The 19,596-nt window shown below is 61.3% G+C and carries 17 protein-coding genes; 12 read left to right on the top strand and 5 right to left on the bottom strand.

From position 1 onward, the window contains the following. Positions 1–5: 5 nt before the first annotated feature. The 12 genes from Q0248_RS03625 to Q0248_RS03570 all read left to right on the top strand — a co-directional run bounded on the left by Q0248_RS03625 (position 6) and on the right by Q0248_RS03570 (position 14,997). Positions 6–1,106 carry a metallophosphoesterase gene (locus Q0248_RS03625; RefSeq protein WP_299319832.1) on the top strand — a complete coding sequence of 367 codons (1,101 nt, stop codon included), beginning with the start codon at positions 6–8 and terminating at the stop codon, positions 1,104–1,106. Positions 1,107–1,354: 248 nt separating this feature from the next. After that, on the top strand, positions 1,355–1,954 hold the full coding sequence (locus tag Q0248_RS03620) for a hypothetical protein (RefSeq protein ID WP_299319830.1): 600 nt from the start codon (positions 1,355–1,357) through the stop codon (positions 1,952–1,954). A gap of 265 nt (positions 1,955–2,219) precedes the next feature. Next, positions 2,220–3,980 carry an aspartate--tRNA ligase gene (aspS, locus tag Q0248_RS03615; protein WP_299319828.1) on the top strand — a complete coding sequence of 587 codons (1,761 nt, stop codon included), beginning with the start codon at positions 2,220–2,222 and terminating at the stop codon, positions 3,978–3,980. Between the two features lie 78 nt (positions 3,981–4,058). After that, positions 4,059–4,604, top strand: a complete 546-nt coding sequence (locus Q0248_RS03610; protein ID WP_299319826.1) for a hypothetical protein — start codon at positions 4,059–4,061, stop codon at positions 4,602–4,604. Further along, positions 4,585–5,523: a tRNA (adenosine(37)-N6)-dimethylallyltransferase MiaA gene (gene miaA, locus Q0248_RS03605; RefSeq protein WP_299319824.1), complete on the top strand. Its 939-nt coding sequence runs from the start codon at positions 4,585–4,587 to the stop codon at positions 5,521–5,523. Before Q0248_RS03610 ends, miaA begins: the two co-directional genes overlap by 20 nt. Positions 5,524–5,970: 447 nt before the next feature. Beyond that, positions 5,971–6,975 carry a type I glyceraldehyde-3-phosphate dehydrogenase gene (gene gap, locus Q0248_RS03600; RefSeq protein ID WP_211788324.1) on the top strand — a complete coding sequence of 335 codons (1,005 nt, stop codon included), beginning with the start codon at positions 5,971–5,973 and terminating at the stop codon, positions 6,973–6,975. Positions 6,976–8,102: 1,127 nt separating this feature from the next. Beyond that, the gene (locus Q0248_RS03595) at positions 8,103–8,354 is read left to right on the top strand and encodes a YtxH domain-containing protein (protein ID WP_211788325.1); all 252 of its coding nucleotides are present in this window, start codon (positions 8,103–8,105) and stop codon (positions 8,352–8,354) included. Between the two features lie 114 nt (positions 8,355–8,468). Then, positions 8,469–9,305, top strand: a complete 837-nt coding sequence (locus Q0248_RS03590; RefSeq protein WP_299319820.1) for a hypothetical protein — start codon at positions 8,469–8,471, stop codon at positions 9,303–9,305. 57 nt (positions 9,306–9,362) lie between these two features. Beyond that, entirely contained in the window at positions 9,363–10,223 is an 861-nt protein-coding gene (locus tag Q0248_RS03585; protein ID WP_299319818.1) for a carbohydrate kinase, read from the top strand. A 370-nt stretch (positions 10,224–10,593) separates the two neighbouring features. After that, positions 10,594–11,316, top strand: a complete 723-nt coding sequence (locus Q0248_RS03580; RefSeq protein ID WP_299319816.1) for a hemerythrin domain-containing protein — start codon at positions 10,594–10,596, stop codon at positions 11,314–11,316. A 36-nt stretch (positions 11,317–11,352) separates the two neighbouring features. Continuing rightward, positions 11,353–11,964 carry a LuxR C-terminal-related transcriptional regulator gene (locus Q0248_RS03575; protein WP_299319814.1) on the top strand — a complete coding sequence of 204 codons (612 nt, stop codon included), beginning with the start codon at positions 11,353–11,355 and terminating at the stop codon, positions 11,962–11,964. A 1,776-nt stretch (positions 11,965–13,740) separates the two neighbouring features. After that, positions 13,741–14,997 (top strand): phosphoglycerate kinase, encoded by a 1,257-nt coding sequence (locus tag Q0248_RS03570; RefSeq protein ID WP_299319812.1) that lies wholly within the window; start codon positions 13,741–13,743, stop codon positions 14,995–14,997. A 143-nt stretch (positions 14,998–15,140) separates the two neighbouring features. Here the strand turns inward: Q0248_RS03570 and der are convergent, their stop codons facing one another. The 5 genes from der to Q0248_RS03545 all read right to left on the bottom strand — a co-directional run bounded on the left by der (position 15,141) and on the right by Q0248_RS03545 (position 19,353). Beyond that, positions 15,141–16,451 carry a ribosome biogenesis GTPase Der gene (gene der, locus Q0248_RS03565; RefSeq protein WP_299319810.1) on the bottom strand — a complete coding sequence of 437 codons (1,311 nt, stop codon included), beginning with the start codon at positions 16,449–16,451 and terminating at the stop codon, positions 15,141–15,143. Positions 16,452–16,490: 39 nt separating this feature from the next. Further along, the gene (gene era / locus Q0248_RS03560) at positions 16,491–17,396 is read right to left on the bottom strand and encodes a GTPase Era (protein WP_299319809.1); all 906 of its coding nucleotides are present in this window, start codon (positions 17,394–17,396) and stop codon (positions 16,491–16,493) included. A gap of 101 nt (positions 17,397–17,497) precedes the next feature. Continuing rightward, the gene (locus tag Q0248_RS03555) at positions 17,498–18,499 is read right to left on the bottom strand and encodes a beta-ketoacyl-ACP synthase III (RefSeq protein WP_299319807.1); all 1,002 of its coding nucleotides are present in this window, start codon (positions 18,497–18,499) and stop codon (positions 17,498–17,500) included. Between the two features lie 114 nt (positions 18,500–18,613). Then, on the bottom strand, positions 18,614–18,790 hold the full coding sequence (gene rpmF / locus Q0248_RS03550) for a 50S ribosomal protein L32 (RefSeq protein WP_211788334.1): 177 nt from the start codon (positions 18,788–18,790) through the stop codon (positions 18,614–18,616). Between the two features lie 23 nt (positions 18,791–18,813). After that, positions 18,814–19,353, bottom strand: coding sequence for a DUF177 domain-containing protein (locus Q0248_RS03545; protein WP_299319804.1), 540 nt, complete (start codon positions 19,351–19,353; stop codon positions 18,814–18,816). Positions 19,354–19,596 lie beyond the last annotated feature (243 nt).

Raw genomic sequence — 19,596 nt, 5'->3', positions numbered from 1 at the left:
CCCCTATGCCTCCTATAGCGATGATCGTGACGGCCATCTCCGTCCTCCTCCTCGGCCTCGGCTACTCTAGCTGGCGCCTCGTGACCATCGCCCCCATGACGCCTGCCCTGCGCTGGATCGTCCTAGGGCTGTGGCTCGGGGCCTTCGCTCTCAGCCTCATCAGCCTGCTCCTCAGGGGCAGTCTGTCGGTAGCCGTGACGCGCTATACCTACCCCTTCAGCACGTCCTGGATCTTCTGGCTGCTCTACCTCGTCCTCCTCTTCCTCGCGCTCGACCTGCTGCGCCTCATCCCACAGCTACGACCGCTCCTCGCCCCGAGCTGGCCGCTGGCGGGCGCGCTGGGGCTCCTCATCGTCGGCATCTTCGCCTGGGGCAGCTACCGCTACCAGCACAAAGAGCGCGTACCGCTGGAGCTCACCGTGGCCAAGCAGCTGGAGCGCCCGATCAAGATCGTCGGCATCAGTGACCTGCACCTAGGCTACACCATAGGCCGCGAGGAGCTGAGCCGCTGGGTACAGCTCATCAATGCCGAGCGCCCCGACCTCATCCTCATCGCGGGCGACCTCGTGGATGGCGACGTGCGCCCCGTGCTGGAGGATCGCCTGGCCGAACTGGTGAATCAGCTCGAGGCCCCCGTCTACGCCTGTCTCGGCAATCATGAGTACATCGGCGGCGAGGCGCGAGAGAAGAGCTTCATCCGTCAGACGAAGATCCAGCTGCTGCAGGACTCGGTAGCCACATTCGAGGACAAGCTCTACATCATCGGGCGCGATGATGCGACCAATCGCCGTCGCCGCTCGCTGCAGGAGCTGACGGCAGGGCTCGACCGCACGAAGCCCATCCTCCTGCTCGACCACCAGCCCCACCACCTCGAGGAGGCCGAGCAGGCGGGCATAGACCTCCAGCTCTCGGGGCATACGCACCGCGGGCAGGTCTTCCCCCTCAACCTCGTCGTGGACCAGCTCTACGAGCGGGCACACGGCTACCACCGCCGCGGCGCCACGCAGTACTACGTCTCGAGCGGCATAGGCATCTGGGGCGGCAAGTACCGCATAGGCACCCAGAGCGAATACGCCGTCATCACCCTTCGTCCCCAGGCGAACTAGCCCGAGCCGCCCCCATCCCGAAGCCCGCCGCCAAGCCTAGCACGACCCTCCTCTCTCCCCAAGCGCAGGGGGCTAAGAGCATCCGTCTTAGCCTCCTGCGCCCTTCGTGACACCAGCGCCTTGCGCTGTGCGGATAATTCCTATATCTTTGCCTCTGCTACACCCCGCCACTCGCCTAGGAGGCGAAGCGACGGGTGCCCCCTGCACCCGCAGGGAGGCTGTCAGCTACACTACATATTAAGATCAATATGAAGAAAACGATCCTACAGCTAGGGCTCACCCTAGCCCTTGGGACAGGCACACTCCTAGCGCAGGAGGCTGAGGCTCCCCTGCAGCGCCACCAGTACGGCTTCGAGCTCGGCTCCCATAATGGGCTCAGCTACGAGTTCCGACTCTCTCGCCGCTTCTCCCTCACCGCTCGGACAGGCTTGGCTATCGGGCTAGGCTATAGCAAAGGGGCTAGCGGGAAGGGAGAGCTGAACTTCAGCGGTCTAGCCCCTTACCTAGAGTTCGCCCCACGCTGGTACTTCTCCAAGGCCTCCACCAGCCCCTACTATCAGAAGGGGGGCTATCTGAGCTTCCGCCTAGCAATCGAGGGAGGAAACAAGCTCTCCCTCTTCGGCCCCAAGCCAAGCGAGTATATGTGGACAGACTATAGCCTTGGCCGAGCCCTGAGCTTCGGATGGACCTTCGGGCTGAGCCAAAAGAGCTACCTGCGCACCGCCCTAGGGCTGGGCTACGTTCGTAACCGCATACACATGTATGATGGCACGAAGTTTTGGTCCTCGAGCAGCCAGAGAGGCGAGACCCCCATCCTCCTGGAGCTGCAGTACGGGATTAGGCTCTAGAGCTCTAGCTCCCGCGCCGCTACCTCCCTCCTAGAGTAAGCAGCGGCGGGAGACAGACAAGGCCTAAGCGCCCTATAGAGGCCACCGAGCGACCCTGCTCGGTGGCCTCCTCGCTATCCAGCCCCGAGGGGCTCAGGGCGCCTCAGCGCTAGGCGGGCTGAGTCTACAGCCTAAGCAGCTCAGGGCCGAAGGCGCACGGCAGGGCGCGGTCGGTCAATTCTTCGTACTTTTGCGCTAGAGACAACACCATACAATAGATATAGCTATGTATCGCACTACTACCTGCGGCGCGCTGCGCCTCAGCCAGGTCGGGGAGCAGGTCACGCTCGCCGGCTGGGTACAGAAGGCACGTCGCATGGGCGGCATGATCTTCGTCGATCTGCGTGACCGCTACGGCATCACGCAGCTGGTCTTCAACGAGAGCCTCGTCGGCCCCGACCTCATCGCCCAGGCTGAGAAGCTGGGACGCGAATACGTCATCCAGGTCTCGGGCAAGGTCGCCGAGCGTGAGAACAAGAACCCCAAGCTCGACACGGGCGACATCGAGATCCTCGTCGAGCGCCTCAGCGTGCTCAACGCCTCGGAGGTCCCCCCCTTCACCATCGAGGACGAGACCGACGGCGGTGATGACCTGCGTATGAAGTACCGCTACCTCGACCTACGCCGCAGCTGCGTGCGCTCCAACCTCGAGCTGCGTCACCGCTTCGCCCTAGCCGTACGTCGCTACCTCGACGCCCAGGGCTTCCTCGAGGTCGAGACGCCCGTACTGATCAAGTCTACCCCTGAGGGCGCCCGCGACTTCGTCGTGCCCTCGCGCATGAACCCCAATCAGTTCTACGCCCTGCCGCAGTCACCGCAGACCTTCAAGCAGCTGCTGATGGTCAGCGGCTTCGACCGCTACTTCCAGATCGTCAAGTGCTTCCGCGACGAAGACCTGCGCGCCGACCGCCAGCCCGAGTTCACGCAGATCGACTGCGAGATGAGCTTCGTGGAGCAGGAGGACGTGCTGACCATCTTCGAGGGCATGACGAAGTACCTCTTCCAGGAGCTGCTGGGCGTGGAGGTCACCACTCCCTTCCCCCGCATGAGCTGGCAGGAGGCGATGAGCCGCTACGGGTCGGACAAGCCCGACACGCGCTTTGGCATGGAGTTTGTAGAGCTCAAGGATACGCTCTCGGGCTTCGGCTTCGGGGTCTTCGACGATGCCGCCTACATCGGGGGCATCTGTGCCCAGGGTACCGCCAGCTACACGCGTAAGCAGCTGGATGCCCTGACGGACTTCGTCAAGCGCCCGCAGATCGGTGCTAAGGGGATGGTCTACGCACGCGTCGAGGCCGACGGCACGGTCAAGAGCAGCGTGGACAAGTTCTACAGCCAGGAGACGCTGCAGGCACTGGCCTCCAAGATGCAGGCCGTACCCGGCGACCTCATCCTCATCCTCTCGGGGGACGAGCCGATGAAGGTACGCAAGCAGCTCTGCGAGCTCCGGCTTGAGCTGGGCTCGCAGCTCGGGCTCAGAGACAAGCGCCAGTTCTCCTGCCTCTGGGTGGTGGACTTCCCGCTCTTCGAGTGGGATGAGGAGACGCAGCGCTTCTACGCCATGCACCACCCCTTCACCTCACCCAAGCCCGAGGACATCCCCCTACTGGCGACCGACCCAGGAGCCGTGCGTGCCAATGCCTACGACATGGTCATCAACGGCGTCGAGGTCGGCGGTGGCTCGATCCGTATCCACGACAGCGGGCTGCAGGCACAGATGTTCGACCTCCTCGGCTTCACCCCAGAGAAGGCTCAGGAGCAGTTCGGCTTCCTGATGAATGCCTTCAAGTACGGGGCTCCTCCCCACGGCGGGCTGGCCTACGGGCTGGATCGCTTCGTCTCGCTCTTCGCTGGGCTGGACAGCATCCGTGACTGTATCGCCTTCCCCAAGAATAACTCTGGCCGCGACGTGATGATCGATGCGCCCTCGCTCATCGACCAGGAGCAGCTCGACGAGCTCTGCCTCTCCCTCACGCAGCCCAAGTAGCGCACCCGTAGCAGCGCCTAGCACCCAGCACGGGGGCGCTGCTGCTGGGGCGCGCCCGCACCTAGATCCACCTATATTATGGTATACCGTCTATCCCTGCTCTCGGACGAGAACGACTTCTTCCGCCGCGAGCTACTCATCGACTCCGAGGCGAGCTTCCTGCAGCTCAATGACTTCATCCTCGACAGCCTGGGCTACCGTCCCGACGAGCTGACGAGCTTCTACGTCTGCGACGAGGACTGGCAGAAGGAGGAGGAGATCACCCGCATGGACATGGGCTCACGCCCCGACGAGGACAGCCTGCTGATGGCCGACACGCTGCTGGAGGACAAGCTCGAGCGCCGTGGCGACCACCTCTTCTTCGTCTTCGACATGCTCAGTGAGCGCGGCCTCTTCATCGAGGTCGAGGAGCTGCAGCCAGGCAAGAGCCTCGAGACCCCCCAGATGATCCTCAGTGAGGGCAAGGCGCCGAAGCAGATCGCCTCCTTCGAGGAGTCGCTGACACGCGCTGCGGCCATCTCTGGGACGCCCTTCGAGGGCGAGGACTTCGGGGATGAGTCCTTCAGCGAGGATGAGCTTGACCTCGAGGGCTTCGATATCGCGGATGCCGAGAGCCTCTACTAGCAGCCCGCTGCTCCTAGTCCTCGTGGGGGCCACGGGGGTAGGCAAGACGGAGCTAAGTATCCGCCTGGCGCAGCGCCTCTCCACGAGCATCCTCTCGGCTGACTCGCGGCAGATCTACCGCGAGCTCCCTATAGGCACAGCTGCCCCCTCCCTAGAGGAGCGAGCGGCTGTACCTCATTACTTCGTAGGCACACACAGCATCCACGACTACTACAGCGCCTCCGACTACGAGCAGGAGGCGCTGGAGACGCTCGCGGGACTCTTCGCGGAGCATCCCGTCGTCCTCGTCTCGGGCGGCTCGATGATGTACGTCGATGCGCTCTGCCGCGGGCTCGACGCCGTGCCCAGCGTGCCCGAGGAGCTGCGCCGTGCCGTCTGGCAGCGCTACGAGGCCGAGGGGCTAGAGGGCATACGCCAGGAGCTGGAGCGGGTCGACCCCGACTATCTGAGCCAGGTCGACCCAGCCAACTACAAGCGCCTCCTCCATGCCTGGGAGGTCTACCTCGCCACGGGCCGCCCCTTCACCAGCTACCACCGAGGGGAGCCCAAGCAGCGCCCCTTCCGCATCCTGAGGGTCGGGCTCCAGCGCCCACGCCCCGAGCTCTACGCCCGCATAGATCGGCGTGTGGAGCTGATGCTCGAGGTGGGGCTGGAGGCCGAGGCGCGCGCCGTCTACCCCTACCGCGAGCTCAACGCGCTGAACACCGTAGGCTACAAGGAGCTCTTCGCCTACTTCGATGGCACCATCGACCGCGCCGAGGCCATCCGCCTCATCCAGCGCAACAGCCGCCACTATGCCCGCAAGCAGCTCAGCTGGTGGCAGCGCGACCCCTCCATCCATTGGCTCGACGCCAGCGCCCCCGACCTCCTCGAGTCCGCCCTGGCCCTCCTCGAGGCCCCCACAGCCCCCTTGGCCTAAGCGCTGCGTAAGCGCCCCCTCCTCCCCGACCAAGGGCGATTTCCCCTCCCCATAAGCACCACGACAGCTGTCCAAGCGGCCTCAAGCAAGGCCGCTTAGGCAGCTCAGCGCGGCAAGAGTCCGCTGCTCACGCCGCGAGGGATAGCCCTCAGCCCGCTGACTGCCGTCCCTCACGGCGCTGACTGCCGTCCGTCGGGCGTCTGACGGATATCCCTCAGGAGCCCTTTTCCCCTTGGCTTAGAGCCCCTCTGACGCGCCTTCGACCGCGAGTCTCGCCCCCAGCTGAGCGAGGCGGGAGGAGATTATGCACCGAGACCTAGCAGCGCTTAGGTGATGTGGATAAATTTCCGTAAATTTGCGGAGCAAAAGGCGGGTATGCCCTACGGGCTGCCTCGACCAGCGCACCAAAGCAGTATAAATAGTATTCACGTATAAGTAATAAGTAAGATGATTAAAGTAGGTATTAACGGCTTCGGACGTATCGGCCGTTTCGTCTTCCGTGCAGCTCAGAAGCGTACGGACATCGAGATCGTAGGTATCAATGACCTCCTCGATGCAGAGTACATGGCATACATGCTGAAGTACGACACGATGCACGGTCGCTTCGATGGCACGGTCGAGGTCAAGGATGGTAACCTCGTAGTCAACGGCAAGACGATCCGCATCACCGCTGAGCGCAACCCCGCTGACCTGAAGTGGGACGCTATCGGTGCTGAGTACGTCGTCGAGTCTACCGGCCTCTTCCTCTCCAAGGACAAGGCTCAGGGTCACATCGACGCTGGTGCTAAGTATGTCGTAATGTCTGCTCCCTCCAAGGACGACACGCCTATGTTCGTCGTAGGGGTCAACACCGACAAGTACGTCAAGGGCACGCAGTTCGTATCCAACGCTTCGTGCACGACGAACTGTCTCGCTCCCCTGGCTAAGGTGCTGCACGACAACTTCGGCATCACCGACGGTCTGATGACGACGGTACACGCTACGACGGCTACGCAGAAGACGGTAGACGGTCCTAGCGCTAAGGACTGGCGTGGTGGCCGCGCTGCTGCCGGCAACATCATCCCCTCCTCCACGGGTGCTGCTAAGGCTGTAGGTAAGGTTATCCCCGAGCTCAACGGTAAGCTGACGGGTATGAGCTTCCGCGTGCCTACCCTCGACGTCTCTGTCGTAGACCTCACGGTCAACCTCGCTAAGCCTGCTAGCTACGCAGAGATCTGCGAAGTCATCAAGAAGGCTTCTGAAGGCGAGCTGAAGGGTATCCTCGGCTACACGGACGAAGACGTTGTATCCAGCGACTTCCTCGGTGACACGCGTACGTCTATCTTCGACGCCAAGGCTGGTATCGCTCTGACGGACAAGTTCGTCAAGCTCGTCAGCTGGTACGACAACGAGATCGGTTACTCCAACAAGGTGCTCGACCTGATCGCTGTCATGGCCAAGGTAAACGGCTAATCGCCCGACACCCCGCTATCACGAGCGTCCCGAGACCACGCCCCAGGCGTCTGGTCTCGGGACGCGCTTTTTTTGTCCCTAGCCTAAGCCCCGCCTACGCACGCCTCCTCTCAGAGCTAATGTATACGTCGAACTGGGTATAGAGGAAGAGCACTTCGAGCTTTACCTAGACGTAGCCCCTCGAGGAATAAGTATTCTCCCCTCTAGCTTGCTCAAACGGGGAGGACAAGCCCCAACGGGGCGACCCATACAAAGCCCAGGGTGCGTAGCCCTGCCAGGGCGACCAAACCCTGGGTAGGCTAGATAAATAGCTATGAAGCCCTACAGGGGCGACCCTTAAAACGCTCGCAGCGCCGAGGAATGCTGCTCCGACTTCACAGCTGCTCCGTCTAAGGGTCGCCCCTGTAGGGCTCTTTATGTTTGGGGAACTTAACCCAGGGTTCCGTCACACCTACAGCGTTCCCTCACCCTGGGCTTTGCACGGATCGCCCCGCTGGGGCTTAGCAAGCCGCTTGACCTTAGCGAGTGACACAGATCGTCCCACTAGGGCTTACTCAGCCGCTTGACCTTAGCGAATAGCAGGGATCAAAGGAGGCTTACTCTATAGCTTCGCGCTCCCCTCCTCGCTCGCAGCGGGTAAAGGAAGGCAGCGCCCGAGGGGCACGCGGCAGGAGACGGCTGCTGGGCTGCCCGAGGGATGGAGCTCACTGGGTTAGTTAGCAGGCTGCACTGGCTGGTTGATAGACTGCGCTGGGCTGATTGGTTGGACGTACGCAATCGACTGGGAGGACAAGCAAGGCTCATGGATAGAGCTCGCGCGGCGAAGCAATAGCCCTCGGCTCACTGACCGATAGTCCTCAGCCGTCCGAGGGATACCCCTCACTCCTCTGAGGGACGTCCCTCAAGGCTCTGACGGATACCCATCAGAGCGCCCTCCCTAGGAGCGGGCCCCACGGCGCGCCCTGCGCCCTCCAGCCAGGAGCAAGGCGCGGCGGGCACTGGCAGCCTAGAGGAGCAGCCAGCCGCGAGGCGGATCAGGGGCACTAGGAGGAATTGAGAGAATTACGCTATCTTTACAGCAGCGAAAGACGCTAGACACATTCACCCATTTACTAAGGATTACGGATATGGCTAATTGTTCGAAGGGGAATTTCTTCCTCGGTGTGCTCATTGGAGCCGCAGCAGGTGCAGCCGCCGCTTACTTCTCTGACCGTCGTAAGCGCGAGCTCTTCGCAGATAATGTATCCAGCTCTGTAGAGCGCGCCCGTGACAGCATCGTCGAGGGCTACTACGAAGCCAAGGAACGCTATCAGCGCTATCGCAATCGCCTGACCGATGAGACGCAGGAGCTCATCGATGAGCTGAAGGACGAGGAATAGCCCTCGCCCCAAAGCACACCCAGCAGTATTAACCACGAGTAGCGCTACCAGAGTACTCAGGGTACCTCGAGTACGCTGAGCACCCTGGTAGCGCTATCTATGCTACCCACCCCTATGGCTACCCTACAGTTAGACAGCTTCCTCATCAAGCTCTATCGCCTAGGTCGGCGACAGCTCGACGTGTCGGTGCTCAGCATCGGCACCCAGATGGCGCGCAGTGCCGGGAGGCTCCTCTTCTGGGTGATCATCGGCTTCTTCGCCTTCTTCCTCTTCCTCGCGCTCAATATCGCAGCAGGCTTCGCCCTAGCCTCCTCCTTCGATGAGTCCCCCGCCTGGGGCTTCCTCTACCTCGCTCTGGGCTACGTGGGGCTTATCCTCCTGACGCTCCTCCTACGCTCCTGGCTGCAACACTGCGTACGGCAGGCCGTAGCGCGGCGTGTGCTGGCGCGTGCCCGCAAGATCAACGACCAGCTGGATCGTATGACGCCCGAGATCAGCTATCAGTCGAGCCTCGACCGACCCGAGGGCGAAGTCCCCTACACGGCCTTGCAGCGCGGCCTCGGGCGTAGCCTCGTCGAGCGAAGCCGCTCTACCGAGGAGATGGCACGCGACGTACGCTACATCAAGGAGAACTACAAGGGAATCCTAGCGCAGACCGCACAGCGTGAGGCCATCAACTACGCCACACAGCTGCCAGGTGTGAGCTCCGTCCTGCGCTTCTTCGGCTACAAGGGGAGCCTCACGCGCCCCAGCCGCCCCAGTCGCCCAGCCGCCAGTAAGCCCAGCTCCCGCCTTACCAAGGTCCTCGAGACGCATGCCGCGGGCCTGGTCAAGTATGCCCCCTATGCACTCATCGCCTGGGACTTCGTACGTCCGACGCTGATGAGTATCGCCATAGGGCAGCTGCAGCACGGCCTGCACCGCCTCTTCACCCGCCGCAAGCGTCGCTAGCCCTCCCCCTCTTAGCCCTCCGTCTAGACACAGCACCTTACCTACGCACCAGCCACTATGCACACCATCGTCGGAATAGGAGAAAGCCTCTGGGATATCTTCCCTGACCGCAAGGCCATCGGCGGCGCGCCCGCCAACTTCGCCTACCACTGCCGTAGCCTCGGCCAAGAGGCCTACGCCGTCACAGCCCTAGGGCGCGATGCCCTCGGGGACGAACTGGCCGCTGAGCTCGACGCCCGTGGCCTCGGCCGCTACGTACAGCGCGTAGACTACCCCACAGGTCGGGTACTCGTGCAGCTCCGCGAGGGGCTCCCCAGCTATGAGATCAAGGAGGACGTCGCCTGGGATCATATCGCCTATACGGAGGAGCTGGCGGAGCTTGCCCGCCGCTGCGATGCGGTATGCTTCGGCTCGCTGGCGCAGCGCTCGCCCATCAGTGCCGCCACCATCCAGCGCTTCATCCAGGAGATGCCCGCAGGTAGTATTAAGGTCTTCGACATCAACCTACGCCTGCACTACTACAGCCGTGAGATCGTCGAGCAGTCCCTGGCACACGCTACCATCCTCAAGCTCAATGATGAGGAGCTGCCCGTCGTGGCTCAGCTCCTGAATATCCACGGCACCGAGCAGGAGATATGCCACACGCTGCTGGAGCGCTATGCGCTGGACAGCCTGCTGCTGACGCGCGGCGCCCTAGGGGTCAATGTCTACTACGTCACGGGTAGCTGCTACCACCCTGCCCTACCCATCGAGGTCGTCGATACGGTCGGTGCGGGCGACTCCTTTGCCGCAGCCTACCTCTGCGCCACCCTCATGGGCCGTGGCCGCGCCGAGGCGGTGCACAACGCCTCGCACCTAGCGGCCTACGTCTGCACCTGCCGCGGGGCGATGCCCCAGCTCCCCGAGGAGCTGCGCTAAGCTAGGGCTACCGCCACGGGCTCCAGCCTAGAGCAGACCGTCTCCAGGCTGCGAGAGCCCAGCGCCACATCCTGCCCCGAGTGAGGGCATATAAAGCGAACAGGACCAACTCTCCCGAGCTGATCCTGTCCTTCGATTTATCACTTAAACGGTTTACTATTTACAAGAGTTACGCGGTCAGAAGCCTTATCACTCTCACAGCACAAAGGTAGAGCCTCGGCCGAGATAGCACAATACCTATATGTGATGATTCGGGGACTAAGTGCTACCTATAAGAGAGGATTGCACGCACGCCGCCTTAGACCTACCTTTGTCCTAGCATCTTCGTGAGGCCTCAGCCCTCACGCGCAGACATTCACCACGCGACGACATGAACTCATACAAGCAACTCCAGGGACAGACCCTGACCAGCCCCATCGGTGCCCTGACCAAGATGAGCGACCTCATCACCAGCAGCGCCGTAGCCCTCCTGATCATCACACGTATGGGCATACCGCTGGGCTTCGGGGAGAAGACCATCAAGCAGCTCTGCCAGGAGCACGGCGTAGACCTCAAGACGCTACTGCTGCTGCTCAATAGCGCGGTCGTGGAGAACTATCGTCCCTCCCAGGAGCAGATCCGCAGCGTGCACCTCGACAGCCTAATCAGCTACCTGTCGAAGTCCCACTCCTACTTCCTCGACTACCGCCTGCCCTCGATCCGTCAGCGCCTTCTCTCGGCGATCTCGGACTGTCCACAGGAGCTGGCCTACGTGATCCGTCGCTTCTTCGACGAGTATGCCGAGGAGGTACGCAAGCACATGGGTTACGAGGATCGCGTCGTCTTCCCCTATGCCCGCAAGCTCGCCGCTGGGGAGCGCGACAGCCACTACAGTATCGCCATCTTCAGCCGCCGCCATGACCAGATCGAGCTCAAGATCACCGAGCTGAAGAACCTGCTCATCAAGTACTACCCCATCCAGAGCGGCTACGAGCTGACGACCGTCCTATACGATATCTTCAGTATCGAGATGGAGCTAGCCTCGCACAACTATATCGAGGACGAGATCTTCACCCCACACATCAGCTATCTGGAGCAGCAGTTCGCCGACTAGCCCCACACTTCGCATAGCTCCTTATCCTTGCCTCCTATGCTCACCTCGGTCAAAATAGCCATCGCCGAGCCCTCCGCTATCGTACGCGCGGGACTCGAGGCGCAGCTACGCAAGCTGCAGCACTACAAGGCGCAGATCATCTACCTCATGGACGAGCAGCGCCGTGAGTGGCAGGACGTGGCCGCCGTCATCTCGGCAGACATCTACCTCATCAACCCCATGCTCACCGGGGCCAACCCGCGCGCACAGCTCCCCGATCTAGCCTTCGAGACCAAGCTCATGGCCATCGACTACGGCAGCTGCGACCCCCTGATCCTCCGTGAGTACGACGGTGTGATCCGCCTCATCGACAGCCCAGCCCAGATCTCCGAGGCCATCGACATCCTGCTGCAGAACGAGCAGGCTGCTGCCTCGGCCAATCTCGAGGCACAGATGCTGACGCCCCGCGAGCGTGAGATCATCATCTGCGTCGTCAAGGGGATGACCAATAAGGAGATCGCGGGACAGCTCTACCTCTCCACCCACACCGTCATCACCCATAGGCGCAACATCTCCAAGAAGCTACAGATCCACAGCCCCAGCGGCCTGACGATCTACGCCATCATGAACAAGCTCGTGGAGCTCGAGGATATCAAGGACGAGCTCTAGCCCTAGGATAGCGCAGGCTTCATCCCCTCGCCACAGCAGCGCCCCCTATCGCCCCAGCCTAGGCTCGGTCGGTAGGGGGCGCTGCTCTTCATTTGCTTGGGTGCGGAGTAAGTGTACCTCGTCCGCCCTCTGTCCCAAGGGACGCAGGGACGCCTCGAAGGAGCCAGGGCGACCTCCCCACCTGCCCCCAACCACCTTGACTGATAGCCCTCAGCACCGTAACCGATAGCCCTCACGCGCGCCACTGACGTCCCTCAGCACCCTAACTGCTATCCCTCAGCGTCCTGACCAATACCCCTTAACCGCCCCTCTTCGGTCTCTCAGCCTGCTGGCTGCTATCCCTCAGCGTCCAGACTACTATCCCTCGGCCGAGCCCGCCTTAGCCCTTCACCACGCACCACATCAAGCAGCCCGCGACGCATACCCTAAACCAAGCTAAGTACGAACGGCCGCGCAAGCCCCTGCGGGGCGACCCCTTCCAAAGCCCAGGGTGAGGGAACGCTGCAGGCGTGACGGAACCCTGGGTCAAACCGCCCATACTTAACGAGCCCTACAGGGGCGACCCGTCAAGCGAACAAAAGCAAAGTCGGAGTGAAACTACCTACAGCACTACAGCTACTTTAAGGATCGCCCCTGTAGGGCTCTATCCTTCTTGCCTCGGGCTACCCAGGGTTTGGTCGCCCTTGCAGGGCTGCGCACCCTGGGCTTTGATCGGGTCGCCCCGCTGGGGCTTATCCTACCCGCCCCAGCACCGCCCCCGCTTTAGCCCTTCACCACGCACCACATCAAGCAGTCCGCGACGCATACCCTACACCAAGCTAAGTACGAGCGGCCGCGCAAGCCCCTGCGGGGTGCTCCCTTCCAAAGCCCAGGGTGAGGGAACGCTGCAGGTGTGACGGAACCCTGGGGCAAGCAGCTCCATACTTAAAGAGCCCTACAGGGGCGACCCTCAAAACAAACGAAAGCAAAAGCGGAGTGAAACTAGCGACAGCGCTATAACTGCTTTATGGATCGCCCCTGTAGGGCTCTATCCTTTTTACCTCGGGCTACCCAGGGTTTGGTCGCCCTTCCAGGGCTGCTCACCCTGGGCTTTGATCGGGTGGCCACGCTGGGGCTTATCCTACCCACCCCAGCACTGCCCCGCCTTAGTCCTTCGCCACGCACCACACCAATCAGCCCGCGACGCATACCCTAAACCAAGCTAAGTACGAGCGGCCGCGCAAGCCCCTGCGGGGTGCTCCCTTCCAAAGCCCAGGGTGAGGGAACGCTGCAGGTGTGACGGAACCCTGGGGCAAGCAGCTCCATACTTAAAGAGCCCTACAGGGGCGACCCTCAAAACAAACGAAAGCAAAAGCGGAGTGAAACTAGCGACAGCGCTATAACTGCTTTATGGATCGCCCCTGTAGGGCTCTATCCTTTTTACCTCGGGCTACCCAGGGTTTGGTCGCCCTTCCAGGGCTGCTCACCCTGGGCTTTGATCGGGTCGCCCCGCTGGGGCTTATCCTACCCACCCCAGCACTACCCCCGCCTTAGTCCTTCGCCACGCCCCACACCGATCAGCCCGCGACGCATACCCTAGACCCAGCAAGATATAGGCAAGGCCTAGCAATTCCACTCAGCCATATTCTGTGGTAAATATCAGAGCGCACCCAGTCGATCCTTCGGCCTGATATCCATCGGTTTCGAGCCTAGGCGCGACACGCGGGCTAAGTCACCGCAATTCCGTATTTTTGCGCTGGTAAAAGCTTTTACAATTAACGTTAAACAAGATTGCACATGAACATTGACCAGTTCAATTTCGCAGGCAAGAAGGCTTTCGTCCGCGTGGACTTCAACGTGCCCCTGGACGCAGACTTCAACATCACGGACGATACGCGTATCCGTGCTGCCATGCCTACGCTCAAGAAGATCCTTGCCGACGGTGGCTCCGTCATCATCGGTTCGCACCTCGGCCGTCCCAAGAAGGTCGAGGATAAGTTCTCTCTCCGCCACATCCTCGCCCACGTCTCCAAGTGCCTTGGTGTAGACGTCAAGTTCGCCCCCGACTGCGTAGGCGAGGAGGCGCGCGAACTCGCAGCCAACCTCAAGCCCGGTGAGGCCCTCCTGCTGGAGAACCTCCGCTTCTACGCTGAGGAGGAAGGCAAGCCCCGCGGCCTGGCTGAGGACGCTACGGACGAAGAGAAGGCCGCTGCCAAGAAGGCCATTAAGGAGAGCCAGAAGGAGTTCACCAAGAAGCTCGCTGCTCTGGCTGACGTCTATGTCAACGACGCCTTCGGTACGGCACACCGCGCACACGCCTCCACGGCCCTCATCGCTGCTTACTTCGACGCCGACCACAAGCTCTTCGGCTACCTCATGGGTAAGGAGGTCGACGCCGTCAACAAGGTGCTGCAGGACATCAAGCGCCCCTTCACCGCCATCATGGGTGGATCCAAGGTATCGTCCAAGATCGACATCATCGAGAACCTGCTGGGTAAGGTCGACAACCTCATCCTCACCGGTGCTATGACCTACACCTTCTTCAAGGCCAACGGCGGCAACATCGGTGCCTCGCTCTGCGAAGAGGATAAGCTCGACCTGGCACGCGAGATCGTCGCTAAGGCCAAGGCCAACGGCGTGAACCTCGTCCTCTCCACGGACTCCAAGATCGCCGACGCCTTCAGCAACGACGCTAAGACCGCCTTCGCGCAGAACGACAACATCCCCGCAGGCTGGATCGGTATGGACATCGGCCCCGACAGCATCGAGGCCTACCGTAAGGTCATCCTCGAGTCCAAGACCATCCTCTGGAACGGTCCTACGGGTGTCTTCGAGATGGACAACTTCGCCGACGGCTCGCGTGCTGTGGCTGCTGCCATCGCTGAGGCTACGGCTAAGGGTGCCTTCTCCCTCGTGGGTGGTGGCGACAGCGTAGCCTGCGTCAACAAGTTCGGCTACGCCGACAAGGTATCCTACGTCTCCACCGGTGGCGGTGCCCTCCTCGAGGCCATCGAGGGCAAGAAGCTCCCCGGTATCGCTGCTATCGAGGAATAAGCCCCTCGCTGAGCTAAGCAAAACAGAAAGCCCCCTAGCGTCCGAGTGACGCTAGGGGGCTTTACTTATTGCCCCGTCGTTAGGGCGGAAGCTAAGGATTTGCCGCGGAGAGAGCTAGCTCGCGGCCGTAGCTGGGGGCGGCGCTACTTCTCGCGGATGAAGATATTGATGGGCGTACCGGAGAAGTCCCAGTGGGCGCGGATCTGATTCTCGAGGAAGCGGCGGTAGGGCTCCTTGACCCACTGCGGGAGGTTAGCGAAGAAGGCGAAGCTCGGCACAGCCGTGGGCAGCTGCATCACGTACTTGATCTTGATATACTTACCCTTGGTGGCGGGAGGCGGCGTGGCCTCGATGATAGGCAGCATCACCTCATTGAGCTTGGAGGTCGGGATACGCTTGCTGCGACGCTCGTAGACGGCCTGCACCTCCTCCAGCACCTTGAAGATACGCTGCTTCGTCAGCGCCGAGATGAAGATGATGGGGAAGTCGGTGAAGGGCGCTAGGCGCTGACGGATAGCGTTCTCGAAGGTCTTGATCACGACCTGGCTCTTGTCCTCGACGAGGTCCCACTTGTTGACGCAGACGATGAGGCCCTTACTGTTCTTCTGTATGAGCGAGAAGATGTTGAGGTCCTGTGCCTCGATGCCGCGCGTGGCGTCCAGCATCAGCACGCAGACGTCCGAGTTCTCGATCGCGCGGATGGAGCGGATGACCGAGTAGTACTCTAGGTCTTCGTTGACCTTACCGCGCTTGCGGATGCCGGCCGTATCTACGAGGTAGAAGTTCATGCCGAACTTCGTGTAGTGCGTGTAGATGGAGTCGCGCGTCGTGCCCGCCACGTTGGTGACGATGTTGCGCTCCTCACCGATGAAGGCGTTGATGAGGGAGGACTTCCCTGCGTTGGGACGGCCGACGATGGCGATACGTGGGGCATCCAGCACCTCATCCTCTGTCGTGCCCTCGGGCAGCTCCTTGACGATGGCGTCCAGCAGATCCCCCGTACCGCTGCCGCTGATGGCGGAGATGGGCATGGGATCCCCGAGGCCGAAGGCGTAGAACTCGGCGGCGGCGTAGTGCTGGGCGAAGTTGTCCGCCTTGTTCGCCACCAGCAGCACGGGCTTCTTGGTGCGGCGGAGCTTGTGCGCGACCTCGTCGTCGAGGTCGGTGATGCCGTTCTCCACGTCGACGACGAAGAGGATGACGTCGGCCTCGTCCATGGCTACCTGCACCTGCTTATTGATCTCGCCCTCGAAGACGTCCTCGCTGCCGACGACCCAGCCACCGGTGTCTACGATGGAGAACTCGTGGTCGAGCCAGGTGACCTTGCCGTACTGACGGTCGCGCGTCGTACCGGCCTCCTCGCTGACGATGGCGCCGCGCGACTGCGTCAGGCGGTTGAAGAGGGTGGACTTCCCGACGTTGGGGCGCCCTACTATTGCTACTAGATGACTCATTGATTCCTGTCTTTGCTGTTAATGTGGGCTAGCCTGAAGCTAGTCGAGGCGGTAGCCATAGGCGCGCAGCATATTGTCGCGGCTGCGCCAGTCCTTCTCTACCTTGACGAAGATCTCAAGGAAGATACGCTTGTCGAAGAAGCGCTCCATGTCCTTGCGGGCCATCATGCCGACCTTCTTGAGCGCTGCGCCCTTGTGCCCAATGATAATGCCCTTCTGGCTATCGCGCTCGACGATGATCAGTGCCTGGATGTGGATGCGCTCGTCCTCCTCCTTGAAGGACTCTACGACGACCTCTACCGAGTAGGGGATCTCCTTCTGGTAGTAGAGCAGCACCTTCTCGCGGATGATCTCGGTGACGAAGAAGCGGGCGGGCTTGTCCGTCAGCGCATCCTTGTCGAAGTAAGGGGGTGAGGGCGGGATGAGGCTCTCGATACGGCGGCGCAGCGGCTGGACGTTGAAGTTATTCAGCGCCGATATGGGGATGATCTCCGCCTGGGGCAGCTCGCGGTGCCAGCGCTCGACCAGCTCCTCCAGCCCGCTCTGTGTGGTGAGGTCTACCTTATTGATGACGAGGAGCACGGGGCACTGGAGGCCGCGCACACGCTCGAGGAAGAACTCGTTCTTGTCCGCCGTCTCGACCGTGTCCGTCACGTAGAGCAGCACGTCGGCATCCCCCAAGGCGGACTCGCTGAACTCGAGCATGCTCTCCTGCAGCTTGTAGTTGGGCCGCAGCACACCGGGCGTATCGCTGTAGACGATCTGCAGCTCGGGCGTATTGACGATGCCCATGATGCGGTGGCGGGTGGTCTGTGCCTTGGCGGTGATGATGGAGACGCGCTCCCCTACCAGCAGGTTCATCAGGGTGGACTTCCCTACGTTGGGGTTACCCACGATATTGACGAAGCCCGAGCGGTGGATGGACTCTTGTACTACTTCGCTCATCGGTCTTGTAGCCTTATTATAATGATAAGAGCCTTACCAAGCTCCGCACCGCGGGAGGCGGCACGAAGGCTGGTAAGGTTCTTCAGTGGTGATTGACGCCCTTAGTGCTTAGGCTCGTAGGCCCACTTGACGTAGACGGCACCCCAGGTGAAGCCTGCGCCGAAGGAGGTCAGGATCAGGTTGTCGCCCTTGTGGAGCTTCTTCTCGAACTCCCAGAGGCATAGGGGGATCGTCGCCGAGCTCGTATTGCCACGGTACTCGATATTGACCATCACGCGCTCCATAGGCACCTTCATCTCACGCGCCACGGCGTCGATGATGCGGAGGTTGGCCTGGTGCGGTACGACCCAGGCTACGTCTTCGTAGCTCAGGCCATTGCGCTGCATGATGTCGCGGCAGCTGGAGGACATGCCCTTGACGGCGTGCTTGAAGACCGCAGCGCCCTCCTGATAGATGTAGTGCTGACGTGCCTCGACGGTCTCGTGCGAAGCAGGGTTGACCGAGCCCCCAGCACGGAGGATGAGGTTGTTACGCCCGATGCCATCGGTGTGGAAGCTAGCGTCCATCACCCCGCAGGCCTCCTCGGTAGGCTCGAGGAGCACGCAGCCCGCGCCGTCGCCGAAGAGGGGGCAGGTAGCGCGGTCGGTGTAGTCGACGAAGGCCGTCATCTTCTCCGCTGCGACGACGAGGACACGCTTGTAGCGGCCCGAGCGGATGTAGTTAGCCCCCGTCTCCAGCGCGTAGATAAAGCCTGGGCAGGCGGAGACGAGGTCGAAGGTAAAGGCATTGACACAGCCCGTATCGTGCGCCACGATGGAGGCCGTCGTCGGGAAGGTATGGTCGCCTGTATTAGTCGTCAGGATGAGCCCATCGATGGTCTTAGGATCGATGCCGCTTCGGGAGAGGAGGTCCTGGACGGCCTGCACCCCGAGGTAAGCGGCGCCCTTAGTCGGGTCCTTGAGGACGCGACGCTCCTTGATCCCCACGCGCGTAGTGATCCATTCATCATTGGTATCGACCAGCTTCTCCAGGTCGGCATTGGTCAGCTTGTCCTCTGGCAGGTAGCCGCCGACGGCTGTGATGGCTGCGTTGATTATGCTCATAGTCAGTTATGATAGTTCTTAGAGTTATGATCCTAGCAGATGCAATGTAGCACGAAGATACGAAAAAAGCCCCAAAGGAGTCCTTGGGGCTTCTTTCGCAAGTGGGGTCTTAGCCTAGTCCTGCTCGATAGCGAGCTTGCCACGGTAGTAGCCGCAGGCGCCACATACGGTGTGGTACACGTGCCACTCACCGCAGTTAGCGCACTTAGCTAGCGTAGGCATTGCTGCCTTGTCATGCGTACGACGCTTGGCGGTACGGGTCTTGGACTGTCTTCTCTTAGGATGTGCCATAAGTCTATTTTTGTTTTGAATTACTACTCTTGCTTCAGTTGCTTCAGTGCCGCCCAGCGCTCATCGATGCCGTCCTCATCGCGGACGATCTCCTGCTGCTGGGGCTGAGGCTCGTCTGCCGCCACCTTGCTGTAGGCGCGCATCATGTCCTCATTGCACTCACCCTCCTCATGCATACGCTGCATAGGTAGGCTCAGCACGATATCCTCGTACATCGTCCACGTCAGGTCGAGGACGCCGTCTTGCTCGGGGATGATCAGGAGCTTCTCACTCTCCTCGCGATGCTCGTCGCCGAACTTCACCACCAGCTCGCGCTCGGTGTACACGTCCAGCTCCAGCGGATCGAGGCAGCGATCGCAGGTCGTCCCCACGTAGCCATCGTACTCTAGCTCCAGGCTGAAGACCCCTCCGATGTGATGAATGTACACATCGACATACACCTCTCCCGAGGTGAAGTCCTCGGCACCCAGGTGCTGGAAATAGTCATCCCCTAGCACCCAGTGTAGCTCGTGATCCCCCTCGGAGAGGCTCCTGAGGTTCACTTTATATAGATCGGTATGCATGTGAGGCTCCTTCAGCTATTTATAAAAATCGCCACAAAGATACGGAAAAGGGTGCACAATCACAAGCCAGCTCCCAGCCCGAGCACGGGGCTGACCCCAGTTCCCCGAGCCATCCCGAGTCCTCAGCCCAAGCCTGCAGCCTAAGCCCTCCTCTATGACGGCTGACACCTCCCCCGCCGTCCGAGCGCGCGGCCACTCCGAGCAAGGCGCCCCACACAGGCCTCCAAGCCCCGCACAGACTGG

It is taken from the genome of uncultured Porphyromonas sp. (assembly GCF_938046015.1).
In the GTDB taxonomy this organism is placed as follows: Bacteria; Bacteroidota; Bacteroidia; order Bacteroidales; family Porphyromonadaceae; genus Porphyromonas.
This window is presented reverse-complemented; position numbering and strand designations above follow the sequence as displayed.